The organism is Pseudomonas piscis (genome assembly GCF_009380155.1).
In the GTDB taxonomy this organism is placed as follows: Bacteria; Pseudomonadota; Gammaproteobacteria; order Pseudomonadales; family Pseudomonadaceae; genus Aquipseudomonas; species Aquipseudomonas piscis.
Genome location: NZ_WHUV01000007.1, coordinates 134,381 through 152,153, shown reverse-complemented (window position 1 = coordinate 152,153; position 17,773 = coordinate 134,381). Strand labels below are relative to the sequence as shown.

Annotated in this window: 17 protein-coding genes; 7 read left to right on the top strand and 10 right to left on the bottom strand. The window is 62.7% G+C overall.

Annotated elements, in window-relative coordinates:
• Positions 1-30: 30 nt before the first annotated feature.
• Together GDH07_RS29595 and lnt are read left to right on the top strand one after the other, a co-directional pair.
• Positions 31-870 (top strand): CorC family transporter, encoded by an 840-nt coding sequence (locus tag GDH07_RS29595; RefSeq protein WP_022641189.1) that lies wholly within the window; start codon positions 31-33, stop codon positions 868-870.
• A gap of 173 nt (positions 871-1,043) precedes the next feature.
• A complete protein-coding gene (gene lnt, locus GDH07_RS29590; protein ID WP_022641190.1) occupies positions 1,044-2,579 on the top strand; it encodes an apolipoprotein N-acyltransferase in 1,536 nt (511 codons plus the stop codon).
• A 30-nt stretch (positions 2,580-2,609) separates the two neighbouring features.
• On the opposite strand, the gene GDH07_RS29585 is transcribed toward lnt, so the two are convergent.
• Complete coding sequence (locus GDH07_RS29585; protein WP_152899625.1) at positions 2,610-3,371, bottom strand: YdcF family protein; 762 nt, start codon at positions 3,369-3,371, stop codon at positions 2,610-2,612.
• A gap of 126 nt (positions 3,372-3,497) precedes the next feature.
• Complete coding sequence (locus tag GDH07_RS29580; RefSeq protein WP_152899624.1) at positions 3,498-3,818, bottom strand: hypothetical protein; 321 nt, start codon at positions 3,816-3,818, stop codon at positions 3,498-3,500.
• Between the two features lie 260 nt (positions 3,819-4,078).
• On the opposite strand from GDH07_RS29580, the gene leuS reads away from it, so the two are divergent.
• From leuS to GDH07_RS29555, 5 genes are all read left to right on the top strand, one after another.
• A complete protein-coding gene (gene leuS, locus GDH07_RS29575) occupies positions 4,079-6,685 on the top strand; it encodes a leucine--tRNA ligase (RefSeq protein ID WP_152899623.1) in 2,607 nt (868 codons plus the stop codon).
• 88 nt (positions 6,686-6,773) lie between these two features.
• Positions 6,774-7,379 carry an LPS-assembly lipoprotein LptE gene (locus GDH07_RS29570; protein WP_152899622.1) on the top strand — a complete coding sequence of 202 codons (606 nt, stop codon included), beginning with the start codon at positions 6,774-6,776 and terminating at the stop codon, positions 7,377-7,379.
• A gap of 39 nt (positions 7,380-7,418) precedes the next feature.
• The gene (holA, locus tag GDH07_RS29565) at positions 7,419-8,456 is read left to right on the top strand and encodes a DNA polymerase III subunit delta (RefSeq protein WP_152899621.1); all 1,038 of its coding nucleotides are present in this window, start codon (positions 7,419-7,421) and stop codon (positions 8,454-8,456) included.
• 99 nt (positions 8,457-8,555) lie between these two features.
• A complete protein-coding gene (arfA, locus tag GDH07_RS29560) occupies positions 8,556-8,717 on the top strand; it encodes an alternative ribosome rescue factor ArfA (protein WP_103325142.1) in 162 nt (53 codons plus the stop codon).
• A gap of 63 nt (positions 8,718-8,780) precedes the next feature.
• Positions 8,781-10,103 (top strand): lytic murein transglycosylase, encoded by a 1,323-nt coding sequence (locus tag GDH07_RS29555; protein ID WP_152899620.1) that lies wholly within the window; start codon positions 8,781-8,783, stop codon positions 10,101-10,103.
• A gap of 42 nt (positions 10,104-10,145) precedes the next feature.
• On the opposite strand, the gene GDH07_RS29550 is transcribed toward GDH07_RS29555, so the two are convergent.
• The 8 genes from GDH07_RS29550 to rodA form a co-directional block, all read right to left on the bottom strand.
• A complete protein-coding gene (locus GDH07_RS29550) occupies positions 10,146-11,093 on the bottom strand; it encodes a S66 peptidase family protein (protein WP_022641198.1) in 948 nt (315 codons plus the stop codon).
• A gap of 164 nt (positions 11,094-11,257) precedes the next feature.
• Positions 11,258-12,283: a lipoyl synthase gene (gene lipA, locus GDH07_RS29545; protein WP_022641199.1), complete on the bottom strand. Its 1,026-nt coding sequence runs from the start codon at positions 12,281-12,283 to the stop codon at positions 11,258-11,260.
• A gap of 1 nt (position 12,284) precedes the next feature.
• Positions 12,285-12,932 (bottom strand): lipoyl(octanoyl) transferase LipB, encoded by a 648-nt coding sequence (gene lipB, locus GDH07_RS29540; RefSeq protein ID WP_022641200.1) that lies wholly within the window; start codon positions 12,930-12,932, stop codon positions 12,285-12,287.
• Positions 12,932-13,207, bottom strand: a complete 276-nt coding sequence (locus tag GDH07_RS29535; RefSeq protein ID WP_025129297.1) for a DUF493 domain-containing protein — start codon at positions 13,205-13,207, stop codon at positions 12,932-12,934. Before GDH07_RS29535 ends, lipB begins: the two co-directional genes overlap by 1 nt.
• Before the next feature lie 81 nt (positions 13,208-13,288).
• Entirely contained in the window at positions 13,289-14,446 is a 1,158-nt protein-coding gene (locus tag GDH07_RS29530) for a D-alanyl-D-alanine carboxypeptidase family protein (protein WP_022641202.1), read from the bottom strand.
• A 183-nt stretch (positions 14,447-14,629) separates the two neighbouring features.
• Positions 14,630-15,625, bottom strand: coding sequence for a septal ring lytic transglycosylase RlpA family protein (locus GDH07_RS29525; protein ID WP_022641203.1), 996 nt, complete (start codon positions 15,623-15,625; stop codon positions 14,630-14,632).
• Entirely contained in the window at positions 15,625-16,635 is a 1,011-nt protein-coding gene (mltB, locus tag GDH07_RS29520; RefSeq protein ID WP_152899619.1) for a lytic murein transglycosylase B, read from the bottom strand. Before mltB ends, GDH07_RS29525 begins: the two co-directional genes overlap by 1 nt.
• Before the next feature lie 17 nt (positions 16,636-16,652).
• Positions 16,653-17,756 (bottom strand): rod shape-determining protein RodA, encoded by a 1,104-nt coding sequence (gene rodA, locus GDH07_RS29515; RefSeq protein ID WP_152899701.1) that lies wholly within the window; start codon positions 17,754-17,756, stop codon positions 16,653-16,655.
• Positions 17,757-17,773: the final 17 nt, after the last annotated feature.

The window sequence follows — 17,773 nt, the reverse complement described above, 5'->3', positions numbered from 1 at the left end:
GTAACAACCTAAGGATTCAGAGCAATCGCTATGAGCGAAGATCGATCGAGCAACGGGCAAAAGTCATGGCTGGGCAAACTGACCCAGGCTTTTGCCCATGAGCCGAAAAACCGCCAGGAGCTGCTGGAGCTGCTGCGCGAAGCCCATCAGAACAAATTGCTGGACAGCGAAGCGCTGGCCATCGTCGAAGGCGCCATCCAGGTCGCTGACCTGCAAGTCCGGGACATCATGGTCCCGCGCTCGCAGATGATCAGCATCAAGGCGACCCAGACCCCCCGGGAATTCCTGCCCGCGGTCATCGATTCCGCACACTCGCGTTATCCGGTGATCGGCGAAAGCCATGACGACGTGATGGGCGTCCTCCTGGCCAAGGACCTGTTGCCCCTGATCCTCAAGGAGAACGGCGACAGCTTCAATATCAAGGACCTGCTGCGCCCGGCCACCTTCGTGCCGGAGTCCAAGCGCCTGAACGTGCTGTTGCGCGAGTTCCGCGCCAACCATAACCACATGGCCATCGTCATCGACGAATACGGCGGCGTAGCGGGCCTGGTGACCATCGAGGACGTGCTGGAACAGATCGTCGGCGATATCGAGGACGAGCACGACGTCGAGGAAGACAGCTACATCAAGCCGCTGCCCAGTGGTGACTTCCTGATCAAGGCGCTGACGCCGATCGAGAACTTCAACCAGTTCTTCGACAGCGACTTCTCCGACGACGAGTTCGATACTGTCGGCGGGCTGGTGATGAGTGCGTTTGGCCACTTGCCAAAACGCAACGAAATCACTGAAATCGGTGCCTATCGCTTCCGCGTGCTCAATGCCGACAGCCGGCGGATCCACCTGCTGCGCCTGACCCCCGTCTCTCGCTGAGAACTGGACGTCTCGCCCCTCCCACTGGAACCTCGCCTGGCCGCCGACCGATCGGCAGCCGGCAGGGGGCCTGCGCAGGGGCCAGCGGCAAAGCGCTGCGTGATTCGACGCTCAGCTGAATCAACCCGAACAATCTCCTCGCGCCCTGCCCGGTGCGATACAGGAAAGAGCTGATGAAACGCCTCTTGCAGCGCTCGCTTCAACCCGGCTGGCCCGGCAACCTGCTGGCCGTCGCGGCTGGCGCCATCACCACCCTGGCCCTGGCCCCCTACGACATCTGGCCCCTGGCGTTGCTGGCCGTCGGCCTGTTCTACGCCGGCCTGCGGCAACTGACGCCACGCCAGGCCCTGGGCCGGGGCTGGTGCTTCGGTTTCGGCCTGTTCGGCGCTGGCACCAGCTGGATCTACGTCAGCATCCACACCTACGGCGGCGCCTCGGTTCTGCTTGCAGGCTTGCTGATGCTGGCCTTCATCGCCGCCATCGCCTGGTTCTTCGCCCTGCCCGCGTGGCTCTGGGCCCGCTGGCTACGACGCAACGAAGCGCCACTGGCCGATGCCCTGGCGTTCGCCGCCCTGTGGTTGGGCCAGGAAGCCTTCCGAGGCTGGTTCCTCACCGGCTTCCCGTGGCTCTATTCCGGCTACAGCCAGCTGGACGGTCCCTTGGCCGGGCTCGCACCGCTAGGCGGCATCTGGCTTATTTCCTTCGCCCTGGCCTTGACCGCTGCCCTGCTCTACAACCTGCCACGCCTGATCGGCAACGGTCGCAAGGGTTTCATCGCAGCAGGGCTGGTACTGCTGGCGGCCCCTTGGGTAGCCGGCCTGGCACTCAAGGGCCATGCCTGGACCAGCCCAGCGGGGGAGCCGCTGTCGGTTGCGGCCATCCAGGGCAATATCGAACAGAGCATGAAATGGGACCCCGCCCAACTCAATGCGCAACTGGGCCTGTACCGCGACATGAGCCTGGCCAGCAAGCGCGTGGACCTGCTGGTATGGCCGGAAACCGCGGTTCCAGTGCTCAAGGAGTCGGCCGAAGGCTATCTGTCGATGATGGGCAACTTCGCCGCCGATCGTCATTCCGCGCTGATCACCGGAGTACCGGTGCGCCAGCTGGTGCACCACGAGAAGCGCTACTTCAACGGCATCACCGTAACCGGCGAGGGCGACGGCACCTACCTGAAGCAGAAGCTGGTGCCCTTTGGCGAATATGTACCGCTACAGGACCTGCTGCGGGGCCTGATCGACTTCTTCGACCTGCCCATGTCCGACTTCGCCCGCGGCCCGGCCGACCAACCCTTGCTGCAAGCCAAGGGCTACCAGGTCGCGCCCTTCATTTGCTATGAGGTGGTCTACCCCGAGTTCGCCGCCAGTCTCTCGGCCCGCAGCGACCTGCTGCTGACCATCAGCAACGACACCTGGTTCGGCACGTCCATCGGCCCCCTGCAGCACCTGCAGATGGCCCAGATGCGCGCCCTGGAGGCCGGTCGCTGGATGATCCGCGCCACCAACAACGGCGTCACCGGACTGATCGACCCGTTCGGCAAGATCACCGTGCAGATCCCCCAGTTCGAGCGCGGCATCCTGTATGGCGAAGTAGTGCCCATGCACAACCTGACGCCCTACCTGCAATGGCGCTCCTGGCCTCTGGTAATACTCTGCACCCTGCTGCTGGGTTGGGCGCTGCTCGCCAGCCGGATCGCCAAGACCGTCTGAACCCCGCGCCGGCTCCCCGGGAGCCGGCACTCAGCGATAGAACAGGCGATACCCCACCTGGCCCACCGCCTCATTGAGCAACTGCCCGCTCTGCCAGATGGACTTGAACTCCGGCATCCAGCCACCTAGTGGCCGGGCGTTGTCCACCCCCAGGAACCCCACCGGCGCCGGCACCACCACGAACCCTGCATGCTCGAAGCTCCAGACCGAACGCGGCATGTGCCAGGCCTGGGTCACCACTACCACGCGCTTGATGCCCTTGGGCAACAGGACCTCGGCACTGAACTGCGCATTCTCCCAGGTGGTGCGGCTGCGATCTTCCTGCCAGCGCACCGTCACTCCGAAGTCGTCGCGCAGTGAGTCAGCCATCAACGCGGCCTCGCTTGGCGGCGTGCCGTAATGCAGGCCACCACTGGTCAGCACGGGCAGGCCGGAAGCCTTGGCCAGCCGGGCGGCATAGCGCTCGCGCTCGAGGCCCACGCCAGTGGGCTGGTCAGTGCCCCAAGCCGGATCGCCACGCTCGCGCCCCGACCCCAGGACCACAATGGCATCGGCCTGCTCGGCCAACCTGGCCCACTGTTCCTGTGGCAGGGGTGGCAATTGCTCGAGTCCACGGGCGCCCCACTCCACCATCACCGGCAAGCTCATCAGCCAGAAACCACCCAGGCCGAGAAAGAAACAGCAACGGGCGAGACGCGGCCTGGAACGACGCAACATCCAGGCGAATAGCAGCAACAGCAGGAGAATGCCGGGCGGCAGCAATAACTGTTTGATGAAATAGCGAAAAGGCATCGGACATCTCCAAAAAGATGCCCGAAGCCTAAAGGGATGGTTATCCGGCAACAACCGACGCCGGTGATTTTCGCTTTCGAGGTCCTCGGCAACGACCTCATTCGCCCCGTTCCGGGGCCCTGGAACCTACTTGAATTGCCGGGACCGGACCTTCACCGGACCCCGGACGGGGGCCTTGTCCTTCAGCCAGATGATCTTGGCCGAACGAGGCGCCTCCTGGTGTTGCAGTTTGCTCGATACATCGACCGGCATCTCACGCCGGTTATGGGCCAGGTAGGCCCGGATCAATTCCAGTTCGGCAGGGCTCAACCCCCGCAGCTCCAATTCGACGGAGCGTTCATCGCGCAGCCGATCCGCGGTTCTCGCTGCATCCAGGGCCAGAGCCAGTCGATTCAGCAGCCGCTCGTACACCTCCGATCCTGTTGCCTTGCGCTGCAATTCAAGCATCCGTTCACCTCATAGAAGAATAAGACTCACTCCCCTTTTTGAGCTTAGCCGGGCAGCCGCAGGCCACGCGCCGCCGCGACCAACGGCCCGCGCGCGCAATCAGGGTTTCCCTAGGCAGAGCGCGGTCATGTATGCTACGGCGCTTCCTGTAACTCCACTTCCAGCTCCACCGGGAACTGCAAACGCCATGTTTGGCGCCGTCACTACCCGAGTTGCGTTGAAGAGGATTAGGCCACCCTTATCCAGTACATAAAGTAGCCATGCACGAACAATACCTGCCCCGTGATATAGAAGCCGCCGCCCAGTCCTTCTGGGATGAGCAAAAGTCGTTTGAAGTCAGCGAACAGCCAGGCAAGGACACTTACTACTGCCTATCGATGTTCCCGTACCCGAGCGGCAAGCTACACATGGGGCACGTGCGCAACTACACCATCGGCGACGTCATCTCCCGCTACCAGCGCATGCAAGGCAAGAACGTCCTGCAACCCATGGGTTGGGACGCCTTCGGCATGCCGGCGGAAAACGCCGCGATGAAGAACAACGTCGCACCGGCCAAGTGGACCTACGAAAACATCGCCTACATGAAGAGCCAGCTGCGTAGCCTGGGCCTGGCGGTGGACTGGTCGCGCGAGGTCACTACCTGCAAGCCGGACTACTACCGCTGGGAACAGTGGCTGTTCACTCGCCTGTTCGAGAAGGGCGTGATCTACCGCAAGAACGGCACCGTGAACTGGGACCCGGCGGACCAGACCGTACTGGCCAACGAACAGGTCATCGACGGCCGTGGCTGGCGCTCGGGCGCGCTGATCGAGAAGCGCGAAATCCCGATGTACTACTTCCGCATCACCGACTACGCCGACGAGCTGCTGGAAAGCCTCGACGAGCTGCCGGGCTGGCCCGAGCAGGTCAAGACCATGCAGCGCAACTGGATCGGCAAGTCCCGCGGCATGGAAGTGCAGTTCCCCTATGACCAGGCCAGCATCGGCCAGGCCGGCGCGCTGAAAGTCTTCACCACCCGTCCCGACACCCTGATGGGCGCCACCTACGTGGCCGTCGCCGCCGAACATCCGCTGGCGACCCAGGCCGCCCAGGGCGATGCAGCACTGCAGGCGTTCATCGACGAATGCAAGAGCGGCAGCGTCGCCGAGGCCGACATGGCCACTCAGGAGAAGAAGGGCATGCCCACTTCCCTGTTCGTCGAACACCCGCTGACCGGCGAGAAGCTGCCGGTGTGGGTCGCCAACTACGTGCTGATGCACTACGGCGATGGCGCGGTGATGGCCGTGCCGGCCCACGACGAGCGCGACTTCGAGTTCGCCCACAAGTACAACCTGCCGATGAAAGCCGTGGTGCGCACCAGCGCCGGCAATGAAGTCGGTGGCGAATGGCAGGCCGCCTATGGCGAGCACGGCCAACTGATCAACTCCGGCGAGTTCGACGGCCTGGACTTCGCTGGCGCCTTCGACGCCATCGAAGCTGCGCTGATCCGCAAGGAACTGGGCAAGTCGCGCACCCAGTTCCGCCTGCGTGACTGGGGCATCAGCCGCCAGCGCTACTGGGGCTGCCCGATCCCGATCATCCATTGCCCATCCTGTGGCGATGTACCGGTGCCGGAAGACCAACTGCCGGTCAAGCTGCCCGAAGACGTGGTGCCCGACGGCGCCGGCTCGCCACTGGCGCGCATGCCGGAATTCTACGAGTGCACTTGCCCGAAATGCGGCACTGCGGCCAAGCGCGAAACCGACACCATGGACACCTTCGTCGAGTCGTCCTGGTACTTCGCCCGCTACGCCTCGCCGAACTACGAAGGTGGCATGGTCGATCCGAAAGCCGCCAACCACTGGCTGCCGGTGGACCAGTACATCGGCGGTATCGAACACGCGATCCTGCACCTGCTGTACGCGCGCTTCTTCCACAAGCTGATGCGCGATGAAGGCCTGGTCACCTCCAACGAGCCGTTCAAGAACCTGCTGACCCAGGGCATGGTGGTCGCCGAGACCTACTACCGTGTCGCCAGCAACGGCGGCAAGGACTGGTTCAACCCGGCTGACGTCGAAGTCGAGCGCGATGCCAAGGCCAAGATCATTGGCGCGCGCCTGAAGACCGATGGCCTGCCGGTGGAGATCGGCGGCACCGAGAAGATGTCGAAATCGAAGAACAACGGCGTCGATCCACAATCGATGATCGAGCAGTACGGCGCCGATACCTGCCGCCTGTTCATGATGTTCGCCTCGCCGCCCGACATGAGCCTGGAATGGTCCGACTCCGGTGTCGAAGGTGCCAGCCGTTTCCTGCGTCGCGTCTGGCGCCTGGCCCAGGCTCACGTAGCCCAGGGCCTGCCGGGCAAGCTGGATGTCACCACCCTGAGCGACGAGCAGAAGGTGATCCGCCGAGCCATCCACTCAGCCATCAAGCAGGCCAGCACCGACGTGGGCCAGTTCCACAAGTTCAACACCGCCATCGCCCAAGTGATGACCGTGATGAACGTACTGGAAAAAGCGCCACAAGCCAGCGAACAGGACCGCGCCCTGTTGCAGGAAGGCCTGGAGGCCGTCACCTTGCTGCTGGCTCCGATCACTCCACATATCAGCCATGAACTGTGGAACCAACTGGGCCATGACGGCGCAGTCATCGATGCCAACTGGCCGGCCGTGGACGAAAGCGCCCTGGTGCAGGACAGCCTGCAACTTGTGGTGCAGGTCAACGGCAAGCTCCGTGGCCAGATCGAGATGCCAGCCAGCGCCAGCCGCGAGGAAGTCGAAGCCGCCGCCCGCAGCAACGAAAACGTACTGCGCTTCACCGAGGGGCTGACCATCCGCAAGGTTATCGTGGTACCGGGCAAACTGGTCAACATCGTCGCCAGCTAATTGGATCAGGCGTCCGGTGGGAGCCGGGCGCCGAACAAGACCTTCAGGGCCACAAGGTTGGCCCATATGGTTTCAAGGGGAGCAATACATGATCAAACGTAACCTGCTGGTGATGGGCCTGGCTCTGGTATTGAGCGCCTGCGGCTTTCAACTGCGCGGTACTGGCACCCAGGAATTGAGCATCAAGGAACTCGACCTCAGCGCCCGGGACGCCTACGGCACCACCGTCAAGATGATGCGCCAGATCCTCGAGAGCAGTGGCGTCGACGTGCATGCCGGCGCACCTTACAAACTGATTCTGGTCAACGAAACGGAGAGCCAGCGCAACCTCAGCTATAGCGGTGGCGGTCGCTCTGCGGAATACGAGATCAGCATGGAGCTCAACTACCAGATCCGCACCCACGACAACCTGCAACTGCTGAGCGACAAGCTGCAAGTACAGAAAGTCTTCCTGCATGATGGCAACAACATCACCGGCTCCGACCAGGAAGCAGTTGAAACCCGTCGGGAGATGCGTCGTGACCTGGTCCAGCGCATGATGATCCGCCTGCAACTGCTGACACCGCAGCAACTGAGCGAATTGCAAGCCACCGCCGAAGCCAAGGCCAAGGCCGACGCCGACGCCCTGGAAGCAGCACGCAAGGCCGAAGCCGAAACTCCGCAACAGTCCCCTATGGAACTGCCGAACCAGTAAGCCTTGTGGGGCGCTCCGGCGCCCCACCGACCCGCATCTATGAAACTCGCTCCCGCCCAACTCGGTAAACACCTGCAAGGTTCCCTCGCTCCGGTCTACGTGATCAGCGGCGACGATCCCCTGCTCTGCCAGGAAGCCGCCGATGCCATACGCATCGCGGCACGCCAGCAGGGCTACGACGAGCGCCAGGTGTTCAGCGCCGATGCCAATTTCGACTGGGGCAGCCTGTTGCTGGCTGGCGCCAGCATGTCGCTCTTCGCGCAGAGGCGCCTGCTGGAACTGCGCCTGCCTTCGGGCAAGCCCGGGGACAAAGGTGCTGCTGCCCTGATCGAATACTGCTCGCGCCCGGCCGAAGACACCGTGCTGTTGATCAGCCTGCCCAAGCTCGACGGTAGCGCGCAGAAAACCAAATGGGGCAAGGCCCTGGTGGAAGGCGCCCAGACCCAGTTCGTGCAAATCTGGCCAGTGGACGCCAACCAGCTGCCGCAGTGGATTCGCCAGCGCCTGTCCCAGGCTGGGATGTCCGCCAACCAAGACGCCGTGGAGCTGATCGCGGCTCGGGTCGAGGGCAATCTGCTGGCTGCCGCCCAGGAAATCGAAAAGCTCAAGTTGATGGCCGAGGGAGGGCAGATCACTGTCGAAACGGTACAGGCGGCCGTGGCCGACAGTGCCCGCTTCGACGTATTCGGCCTGGTCGATGCCATCCTCAACGGGGAAGCTGCGCATGCCTTGCGCATGCTCGAAGGGCTCAAGGGCGAAGGGGTCGAGCCTCCGGTGATCCTCTGGGCCCTGTCCCGGGAGCTACGGCTACTGGCCAACCTGGCCCAGCAATTCGGCCAGGGAATCCCCTTGGACAAGGTTTTCAGCCAAGCCCGCCCGCCTGTCTGGGACAAGCGCAAGCCACTGATGAGCAAGGCCCTGCAACGCTATTCCGCCCAGCGCTGGAGCCAGTTGCTGCTGGATGCCCAGCGTATCGACGCACAGATCAAGGGCCAGGCCAGCGGTTCCACATGGAGCAGTCTGAGCCGCCTGTCACTGCTGATGGCCGGCCAACGCCTGCCCCTGCCTGCCGAGTAAGTCCGCAATACGGGAAAAGATCATGGGTACTGGACAGCAGTGCCCAGCTGGCCGATGATGCGCGCCGTTGTACCTCTCCCCATAAAGCGAGTATCGAGCATGAGCAAGCCATCCAAGCATGGCCCCAACAAGGCCAAATCCATCATTGCCCAGCCACTGTTCCGTTGCCGCCAGGAACGCCCGGCCAAGGGCAAAGGCAGCTACCGCCGCGAAGCCTTCCAGTCCAAAAGCTGGGAGGCTTCTTACTTTCTGGCCGCCTGAAGCCCTGGACCCCACAGGCATGATAAGGTCTGCACCTGATTGTCATTCTCTCTGGACCTGTGCATGCCCTTTTGTATTTCCCGTCGTTGGCACCTACGCCAACTGATCGCTGCCTCCAGCCTGATTCTGCTCGTCGCCTGCGCGGAAAAACCCACCGCCGCCGACGCCCAACCATTGCCCGCACTCCAGTCGGCCCCCATTGCCGCACCAGCGACCGTCGCCCCCCTGGTGGTCGATAACCTGGACATCCAACCGACCCAGAGCTTCGAACAGTGGCTGAGTGCCTTTCGCGCTGAAGCGCTGAATGCCGGTATCCGTGCCGATGTGTTCGACCGCGCCTTCGCCGGCATCACTCCGGACATGAGCGTGATCAAGGCCGATCGCAGCCAGCCAGAGTTCACCCGCCCGGTATGGGAATACCTGGACGGCGCCCTATCCCCCGTACGCGTGCGCAAGGGCCAGGCTCTGCTGAACCAGTATGGCGACATCCTGCAACGTATCGAACAGCGCTACGGCGTGGATCGCCAGGCGCTGGTGGCCGTCTGGGGCATGGAAAGCAACTTCGGCGATTTCCAGGGCAACAAGTCGGTGATTCGCTCGCTGGCGACCCTGGCCTATGAGGGCCGACGCCCGGCCTTCGCCAACAGCCAGCTGATCGCCGCATTGCAGATCATCCAGCATGGCGATATCCAGCCCGAGAAGATGCTCGGTTCCTGGGCCGGGGCCATGGGCCAGACCCAGTTCATCCCTACCACCTACAACACCCATGCCGTGGATTTCGACGGTGACGGCCGCCGGGATATCTGGAACAGCCCGGCCGATGCCCTGGCCTCGACGGCGCACTACCTGCAAAGCTCGGGCTGGCAGAAAGGCCAGCCCTGGGGCCTGGAGGTCCAGCTCAACAGTGGTTTCGACTACGCCCTGGCCGATGCCAGCACGCGCAAGAGCGTAGCCGAGTGGATGCGCCTGGGGATGAAGCCAGCCAACGGCAAGGCATTGCCCTACGGCTCCGAGCAACTGTCCGCGTCCCTGCTGCTGCCAGCGGGTTATCGGGGGCCGGCGTTCCTGATCCTGGATAACTTCCGGGCCGTGCTCAAGTACAACAATTCCTCATCCTATGCGTTGGCGGTGAACCTGTTGTCCGAGCGCTTCAGCGGTGCCGGACTGATCAGCGGCGACTGGCCCAAGGACGAACTGCCCTTGAGTCGCAGCGAACGTATCGACCTGCAGACCCAGCTCAACGCCAACAACTACGATGCCGGCAACCCCGACGGCATCATCGGCGCCAACACCCGCAAAGCCATCCGCAGCGCCCAGCAGACCCTGGGTTGGCCGGCGGACGGCTACCCGACCCGCAAGCTGCTGGACAGCCTGCGCAGTCGTTGAGCCGCAAGTCGCAACAGGAAAGTTCGCTGTTCCGCCAGCCGGTTATTTGAAGACCACATCCTGGGCCAGGGTCAGCTCCCTGGCTCCGGCATCCAGCCTGACCAGCGCCCCCATGGGCAAGGTCAGGTTGGGGTCGCAATGACCGCTGCGCCAGCCGGCCAGTACCGGTATCCGCAATGGCTCGAAGGTGCGCTTGAGCAAGTCACATAGCGCAGTGAAATCCACTCCGGCCACATCCCCCACCAACACACCCCGCAACTTGTCGAGCTTGCCCGCCAGCCGCAGGTGATTGAGCAGGCGATCGATGCGATACAGCGGTTCGTTGACGTCCTCGATGAACAGGATGATGCCGTCGGCGACGATGTCATAGGGCGTACCCAGGGTGCTGGCGATAATCGACAGGTTCCCCCCCAACAGCGCGCCCTGTGCGATACCTGGCTCGACGGTGGTCAAGGGAAATGCCACGGGATGGGGCAACGGGCTGCCGGCCCTGACCTGCCCGCGCAACAGATTGAAGAACGAGGCCTCAGTGGGAGCCTGCTTGGCTGCCAGCAGGTCGGCGTTGAGCAAAGGCCCGTGAAAACTCACGAACCCGGCATAACGATTGATCGCCAGGTGCAAGGCGGTGATATCGCTGTAGCCGACGAAGGGCTTGGGATTGCGCCGCAACAGGTCGAAGTCGATCTTGTCCAGCAACCGAGGGCTGCCATAGCCCCCGCGCAAGCACAGGATGGCGTCCACCTCGGAATCGGCGAAAGCGTCGTGCAGGTCTTGCAGGCGCACCTCATCACTGCCGGCCAGGTAGCCGTCCTGCTGCCCCACCCCGGGGAAGATCCGCAAGTCGTAACCCCTGGAGCGCATCCACTGGAAAGCCTTAGCGGTATCCAGCGCGGCCGGGCCGGCCGGAGCGATAAGACCGATGACGCCTTCGGCCGCCAGCGCCGGCACGGGCAGGTGGGCATGGAGGGCGGCGGTCGGTTGGATGGGCATACGGATTCTCCCTGTGCGAATTCACTGGAGCACAGTAGCCATGAATGCCGCGAAACAGAAGGGGGAAATAGCCCGCGAGGAGCAGAAAGCCCAAGGGCAGGCGATGGGACTCGAGGGAGTCGGCGGGAACGCCCGCAGGAGCCAGCTCCTGCGGGCTTGGCGAATCAGGAAACCAGACCTTCCTTGGCCAGCTTCGCTTGTTCGTCGGCGTGGTACGAGGAACGCACCAGCGGACCGGAGGCCACGTTCTTGAAGCCCATCCGGTAGCCTTCCTCGGCGAACCAGGCGAAGGTGTCCGGATGCACGAAACGCTGCACCGGCAGGTGGTTACGCGACGGCTGCAGGTACTGGCCAAGGGTCAGCATGTCGATGTCATGCTCGCGCATGCGCTTCATCACTTCGATGACTTCGTCGTCGGTCTCACCCAGGCCCAGCATCAAGCCGGATTTGGTCGGCACATGGGGCACCAGCTGCTTGAACTTCTGCAGCAGGGTCAGCGACCACTGGTAGTCGGAACCCGGACGGGCGGCCTTGTACAGGCGTGGCACGGTTTCCAGGTTGTGGTTGAACACGTCCGGTGGAGTCGCCGCGGTGATTTCCAGGGCAATGTCCATGCGGCCACGGTAGTCGGGAACCAGGGTTTCCAACTGTACGTTCGGCGAGAGCTTGCGGATTTCACGGATGCAATCGGCAAAGTGCTGGGCGCCACCGTCGCGCAGGTCGTCGCGGTCCACCGAGGTGATCACCACGTACTTCAGGCGCAGGTCGGCGATGGCCACCGCCAGGTTCATCGGCTCATCCACGTCCAGGGGCTTGGGACGACCATGGCCCACGTCGCAGAACGGGCAACGGCGGGTGCAGATGTCACCCATGATCATGAAGGTCGCGGTGCCGCCGGAGAAGCACTCGCCCAGGTTCGGGCAGGAAGCCTCTTCGCAGACGCTATGCAGCTTGTGCTTGCGCAGCAGTTGCTTGATCCGGTCGACTTCCGGGGATACCGGGATACGTACGCGGATCCAGTCGGGCTTCTTCGGCAGCTCGGTGGTCGGGATGATCTTCACCGGGATACGCGCGACCTTTTCCGCACCGCGCAACTTGACGCCGGTTTCAACTTTCGCGCGGGCTGGCCGCTCGGAAACATCCAGCGTCGGGATCAGGGTTTGAACAGCGTCTTGTTGCGCAGTAGTCATATCAGTCGATTCCGCCCGTTAGGGTCGTCTGCTCAGCGTAGTCGAGGTGTTTGACGAGCTGCGCACGCAGCCGGGCACTTACCTCGGCAAATTCAATCGGCCCTGCATGGTCGCTCAGCTGGGTCATCGCCAGACCGGCATAACCACAGGGGTTAATCCGTCGAAACGGCTGCAAATCCATATCCACGTTCAAGGCCAGACCGTGAAAGGAGCATCCATGACGGATACGCAGGCCCAGGGAGGCGATTTTCGCCCCATCGACGTAAACACCCGGTGCATCGGGCTTGGCCGCCGCCGGCACGCCGTAGCTGGCCAGCAACTCCACCAGGCATTGCTCCATGCGGCTGACCAGTTCACGCACGCCGAAACCCAGCCTGCGCACGTCCAGCAGCAAATAGGCTACCAGCTGGCCCGGACCATGATAGGTCACCTGGCCACCACGATCGGCCTGCACCACCGGAATATCCCCCGGCACCAGCAGATGCTCGGCCTTGCCGGCCTGCCCCTGAGTGAAGACCGGAGGATGCTGCACCAGCCAGACCTCGTCCGGTGCATCGGTCCCGCGTTCGTTGGTAAAGCGCTGCATGGCCTGCCAGACCGGCTCGTAGGCCCTCAGGCCAAGCTCACGAAAGCCCAGCGTCTGTGGCATCACAGCACCATGTGGACGACACCGGTAGCGCGCAGGGCACTATTGATATCACGCAGTTGGTCTTCACCAGTGGCGGTGATGTGCAGTTGCACCGTGGTGTACTTCCCATTGCTGCTCTGGCGCTCGGCCAGGGACTTGATGTCCAGGGTGGCGTACTTGGCAAGGATCTCGATCACGGTGTCCTTGAAGCCGACGACCGTGTCACCGATCACCTTGATCGGATAGTCATCGACGGGAAACTCAATCTTGTGCGACTTAACGTCAGTGTCTGTCATGGCAATAACGGCCTCGTAAGCCGTGGCGACGGACATGGCCCCCGCTCCGCTTGGGAGCGAGGGCCACGTGGGTCGACAATATCAGTTGAACAAGCCGTAGAAGAATAGACGGATGCTATCCCACATGCGACGGAAGATACCACCTTCGTCGACTGCTTCCAGGGCGATCAGGTCGGCGCTGTGCACCACCTTGTCGTCCAGTTTCACTTCGACTTTACCGATCACGTCGCCCTTGGCGATCGGCGCGACCAGCTGTGGGTTCATGGTCATGCTGGCTGCCAGCTTCTTCAGCTGGCCCTTGGGCATGGTCATGGTCAGATCCTGGGCCAGGCCAGCCTTGACCTGATGCGTGGTGCCCTTCCATACCGGCGCCTGGGCCAGTTCAGTGCCCTTCTGGTAGAAGGTCTGGGTTTCGAAGAAACGGAAGCCATAGGTCAGCAGTTTCTGGGTCTCGGCAGCCCGGGCCTGCTCGCTGTTGGTGCCGAACACCACGGCAATCAGGCGCATGCCATCACGTACCGCCGAGGACACCATGCAGTAGCCCGCTTCGTCGGTATGCCCGGTCTTGAGGCCATCGACGGTCTTGTCACGCCACAGCAACAGGTTGCGGTTAGGCTGCTTGATGCCGTTCCAGAAGAACTCCTTCTGCGAGTAGATCGCATAGTGGGCCGGATCTTCATGAATGATCGCGCGTGCCAACAGCGCCATGTCATGGGCCGACGAGTAATGCTCGGGGTTCGGCAGGCCGGTGGGGTTCATGAAGTGGCTGTTGCTCATGCCCAGGTCGCCGGCGGTCTTGTTCATCATGTCGGCGAAGGCGTCTTCGCTACCGGCGATATGCTCGGAAATCGCCACGCTGGCATCGTTGCCCGACTGGATGATGATGCCGTGCAGCAGGTCGCTGACGGACACCTGCGACCCCACCTTGATGAACATCCGCGAACCGCCAGTGCGCCAGGCGTTTTCGCTGACGGTCACCGGGTCGTTCTCGCCGATCTGGCCACGGCGGATTTCCAGGGTGGCGATGTAGGCGGTCATCAGCTTGGTGAGGCTGGCCGGCGGCAGGCGCTGGTCACCATTGTTCTCCACCAGCACGTTTCCGCTGCTGGCATCCATGAGCACGTAGGACTTGGCGGCCAGCTGCGGTGGTGACGGCATCACCTCGACCGCCCAAGCGGCGGGTGTGATGATCAGCGGTAGAAGCAGGCACAGGCGTTTGGCAAAGGTGGTGATGTTCATCCGTCTCTCGAAGTTGCTAATGGAAACTTGCCCCTGGGGGCAAAACTATTTCAGACAACCTTCTGAAGGGTTGTCGCGTGTGCGTTGTTCACTCACGACCCTTGCCGGGCTTTTGTTGTTCGGCGAGCCAACAACCCGGATCCGCCCCCCGATGTCGCAAGCGGACCCTCAATCTCGATGTCGCTATTCCGCAGTGACCACGCTGGCCTGGCCCAGGTTGGCCAGACGCACGCTGTTCTGCGCTTGCTGGGTTTCGTCCGGCGAACCGAACGGCCCAAGGCGTACCCGATGCAGCGTCTGCTGATTGCGTACGATGGAACTGATGAACACCGGAGCGCTCACCATCGAGCTCAGTTTCGACCTCAACAGTTCGGCAGCGTCCGGGTTGGCGAAGGCGCCCACCTGCAGGTACTGGCCGGAGGCTGCGGTGTTCTTGACCTGCACCGGGACCACGGCGGCCGCATGCTGCTGCGGCGGAGGCGTCCACTGCTCGACGGTACCGGCCGAGCTGGTGACCACCGGCGCGCTATTCTGCGCCACTTGCGGCTCATTGAGCATCAAAGGCGCCGGACGGCCACGCTGGGCCCACCATTGCTGAGGATCGATGCCCTCGACCTTGACCCGGGCGGTACCGGTTTCGGCATAACCGAGTTTCTTCGCCGCGGCATAGGACAGGTCGATGATCCGGTCGGAATAGAACGGGCCACGATCGTTGACCCGCAGGATCACGCTGCGGTTGTTGTCCAGGTTGGTCACCCGCACATAGCTGGGCAACGGCAGGGTCTTGTGTGCGGCACTCATGCCGTACAGATCATAGACCTCGCCATTGGCGGTGTTCTGGCCATGGAACTTAGTGCCATACCAGGAAGCCGTGCCCGAAGCCACGTAGTTCCTGGATTCCTGGATGGGAAAGTAGGTCTTGCCCAGCACCGTATAGGGGTTGGCCTTGTACGGACCGGTATGCAGGGTCGGCGTCGCATCGGGAATGCGCGATACGTCGACATCCCACCAGGGCGCGCCATCCTTGTGGGCGCGGTTGACATCCAGGCCCGGCATCGAACGCACGGCATTGGAGGATTTTGGCTGCGGCGAGCGGCTCGTCGAGCAACTGGCCAGCGACAGCGCCAACGCGGCAAAAGCCAGCAGCTTCAGGGGGTTGCGGATTGGCATTGCCAGCATTACTTGACGCCCCGTGCTTGGACCAGCTGTTCAGACAGCTGATGTACGGCCATGGCATACATCACGCTGCGGTTATAACGAGTGATCGCGTAGAAGTTCTTCAGCCCCATCCAGTATTCCGGACCGTTATCACCTTCCAGGCGAAAAGCGGTAACCGGCATATCGTCGCGCAGCGCATCATGACTCGACCAGCCCAGGGCTCGCAACTCCCCGACGGTCTTGGTCGGCTCAATACCGCTGGTCAGCCCCTCGTCCACCCGGTCCCCGCGCACATCGGCACGGCTGACCACCGGCTCGCCAGCTGCCCAACCATGGCGCTTGAAGTAACTGGCGACACTGCCAATGGCATCGTCCGGATTGGTCCAGATATTGATGTGCCCATCGCCGTCGAAGTCCACGGCGTAGGCGCGGAAGCTGCTGGGCATGAACTGCGGCAGCCCCATGGCTCCGGCATAGGAGCCCTTGAGGCTCAGGGGATCGAGCTGCTCTTCACGGGCCAGCAACAGGAACTCGCGCAGCTCCTTGCGGAAGAATTCGGCACGCGGCGGATAATCGAAGCCCAAGGTGGAAAGCGCGTCGATCACCCGGTAATTGCCGGTATTGCGGCCAAAAAAGGTCTCCACGCCGATGATCGACACGATGACCTGGGCCGGGACCCCATATTCCTGCTCGGCACGGGCCAGGACCGCCTCGTGCTGGCGCCAGAAGTCCACGCCACGAGCGATACGCGCATCGGTGATGAACATCGGGCGATATTCCTTCCATTGCTTGACCCGCTCGGCAGGCCGCGAAATGGCATCGAGGATCGCCTGCTTGCGCTCGGCTTCGCGGAACACGCCCATCAGCTGTTCTCCGGCGAAACCGTAGTCCCGGGTCATTTCCCCGACGAATTCGGCGACCTGGGGCGAGCCTTCGTAGGCACCAGCCGAAGCAGGCTCCACGGCCCCCAGGATGCTCGCCAGACCGACCCATGGAGCGTACCGAGCGGCCCAGCCACGCATTACTTGCATTGAGTTGTTCACCTTATTCAAACCTGCGCGATCCACTTGCGATGGGTATGGATCGACATCAAAACCCCAAACGCTGACAGTAGCGTCACCAGCGAAGTTCCTCCGTAGCTAATGAAGGGCAACGGCACCCCCACCACCGGCAACAAGCCACTGACCATACCGATGTTGACGAAAACGTAAACAAAAAACGTCATGGTCAGGCTGCCTGCCAGCAACTTGCCGAACAGCGTCTGGGCCTGGGCCGTGATCACCAGCCCGCGCCCGATCAACAAGAGGTAGATCAGCAGCAGCGCGCAGATGCCCACCAGGCCGAACTCCTCGCCCATGACCGCGATGATGAAGTCGGTGTGGCTTTCCGGCAAAAAGTCCAGGTGCGATTGGGTACCCAGCAGCCAGCCCTTGCCGAACACCCCGCCGGAGCCGATGGCGGCCTTGGACTGGATGATGTTCCAGCCGGTCCCCAAGGGGTCGCTTTCCGGATCGAGGAACGTCAGGATCCGCTGCTTCTGGTAGTCATGCATGATGAACATCCACATGGCCACCGCCACCGGCACAGCCGCCGCCAGCACACTGATGATCCAGCGCCAGCGCAACCCGCCCATGAACAGCACGAAGGTGCCGCCGGCCAGGATCAGCAGGGCCGTGCCCAGGTCCGGCTGGCGCACGATCAGCATGAATGGAATACCGATCAGTACCAGGCTGATACCCACATGCTTGAGGTGCGGCGGCAAGGTGCGCTTGGACAAGTACCAGGCGATGGTCGCCGGCATGATGATCTTCATGAACTCCGAGGGCTGGAAGCGGATCACCCCGGGGACGTTGATCCAACGGGTCGCGCCCATGGCGTTGTGGCCCATCACGTCCACTACCACCAGCAAAACCACGCCGAACACATAACCAAGCGGCACCCAGCGGGCCATGAAGCGCGGCTCGAACTGGGCAATGACGATCATCGACACCAGGCCGATGCCGAACGAAGTGGCCTGCTTGGCCAATAGGTCCCAGCTCTTGCCACTGGCCGAATACAGGACGAACAGGCTGCCGGCCGCCAGGGTCAGCAGCAGGATCAGCAGGGGACCATCGATATGCAGGCGCTGCAATAGCGTCGCCCGACGCCGCATCACGTCCTCGCTGGAGA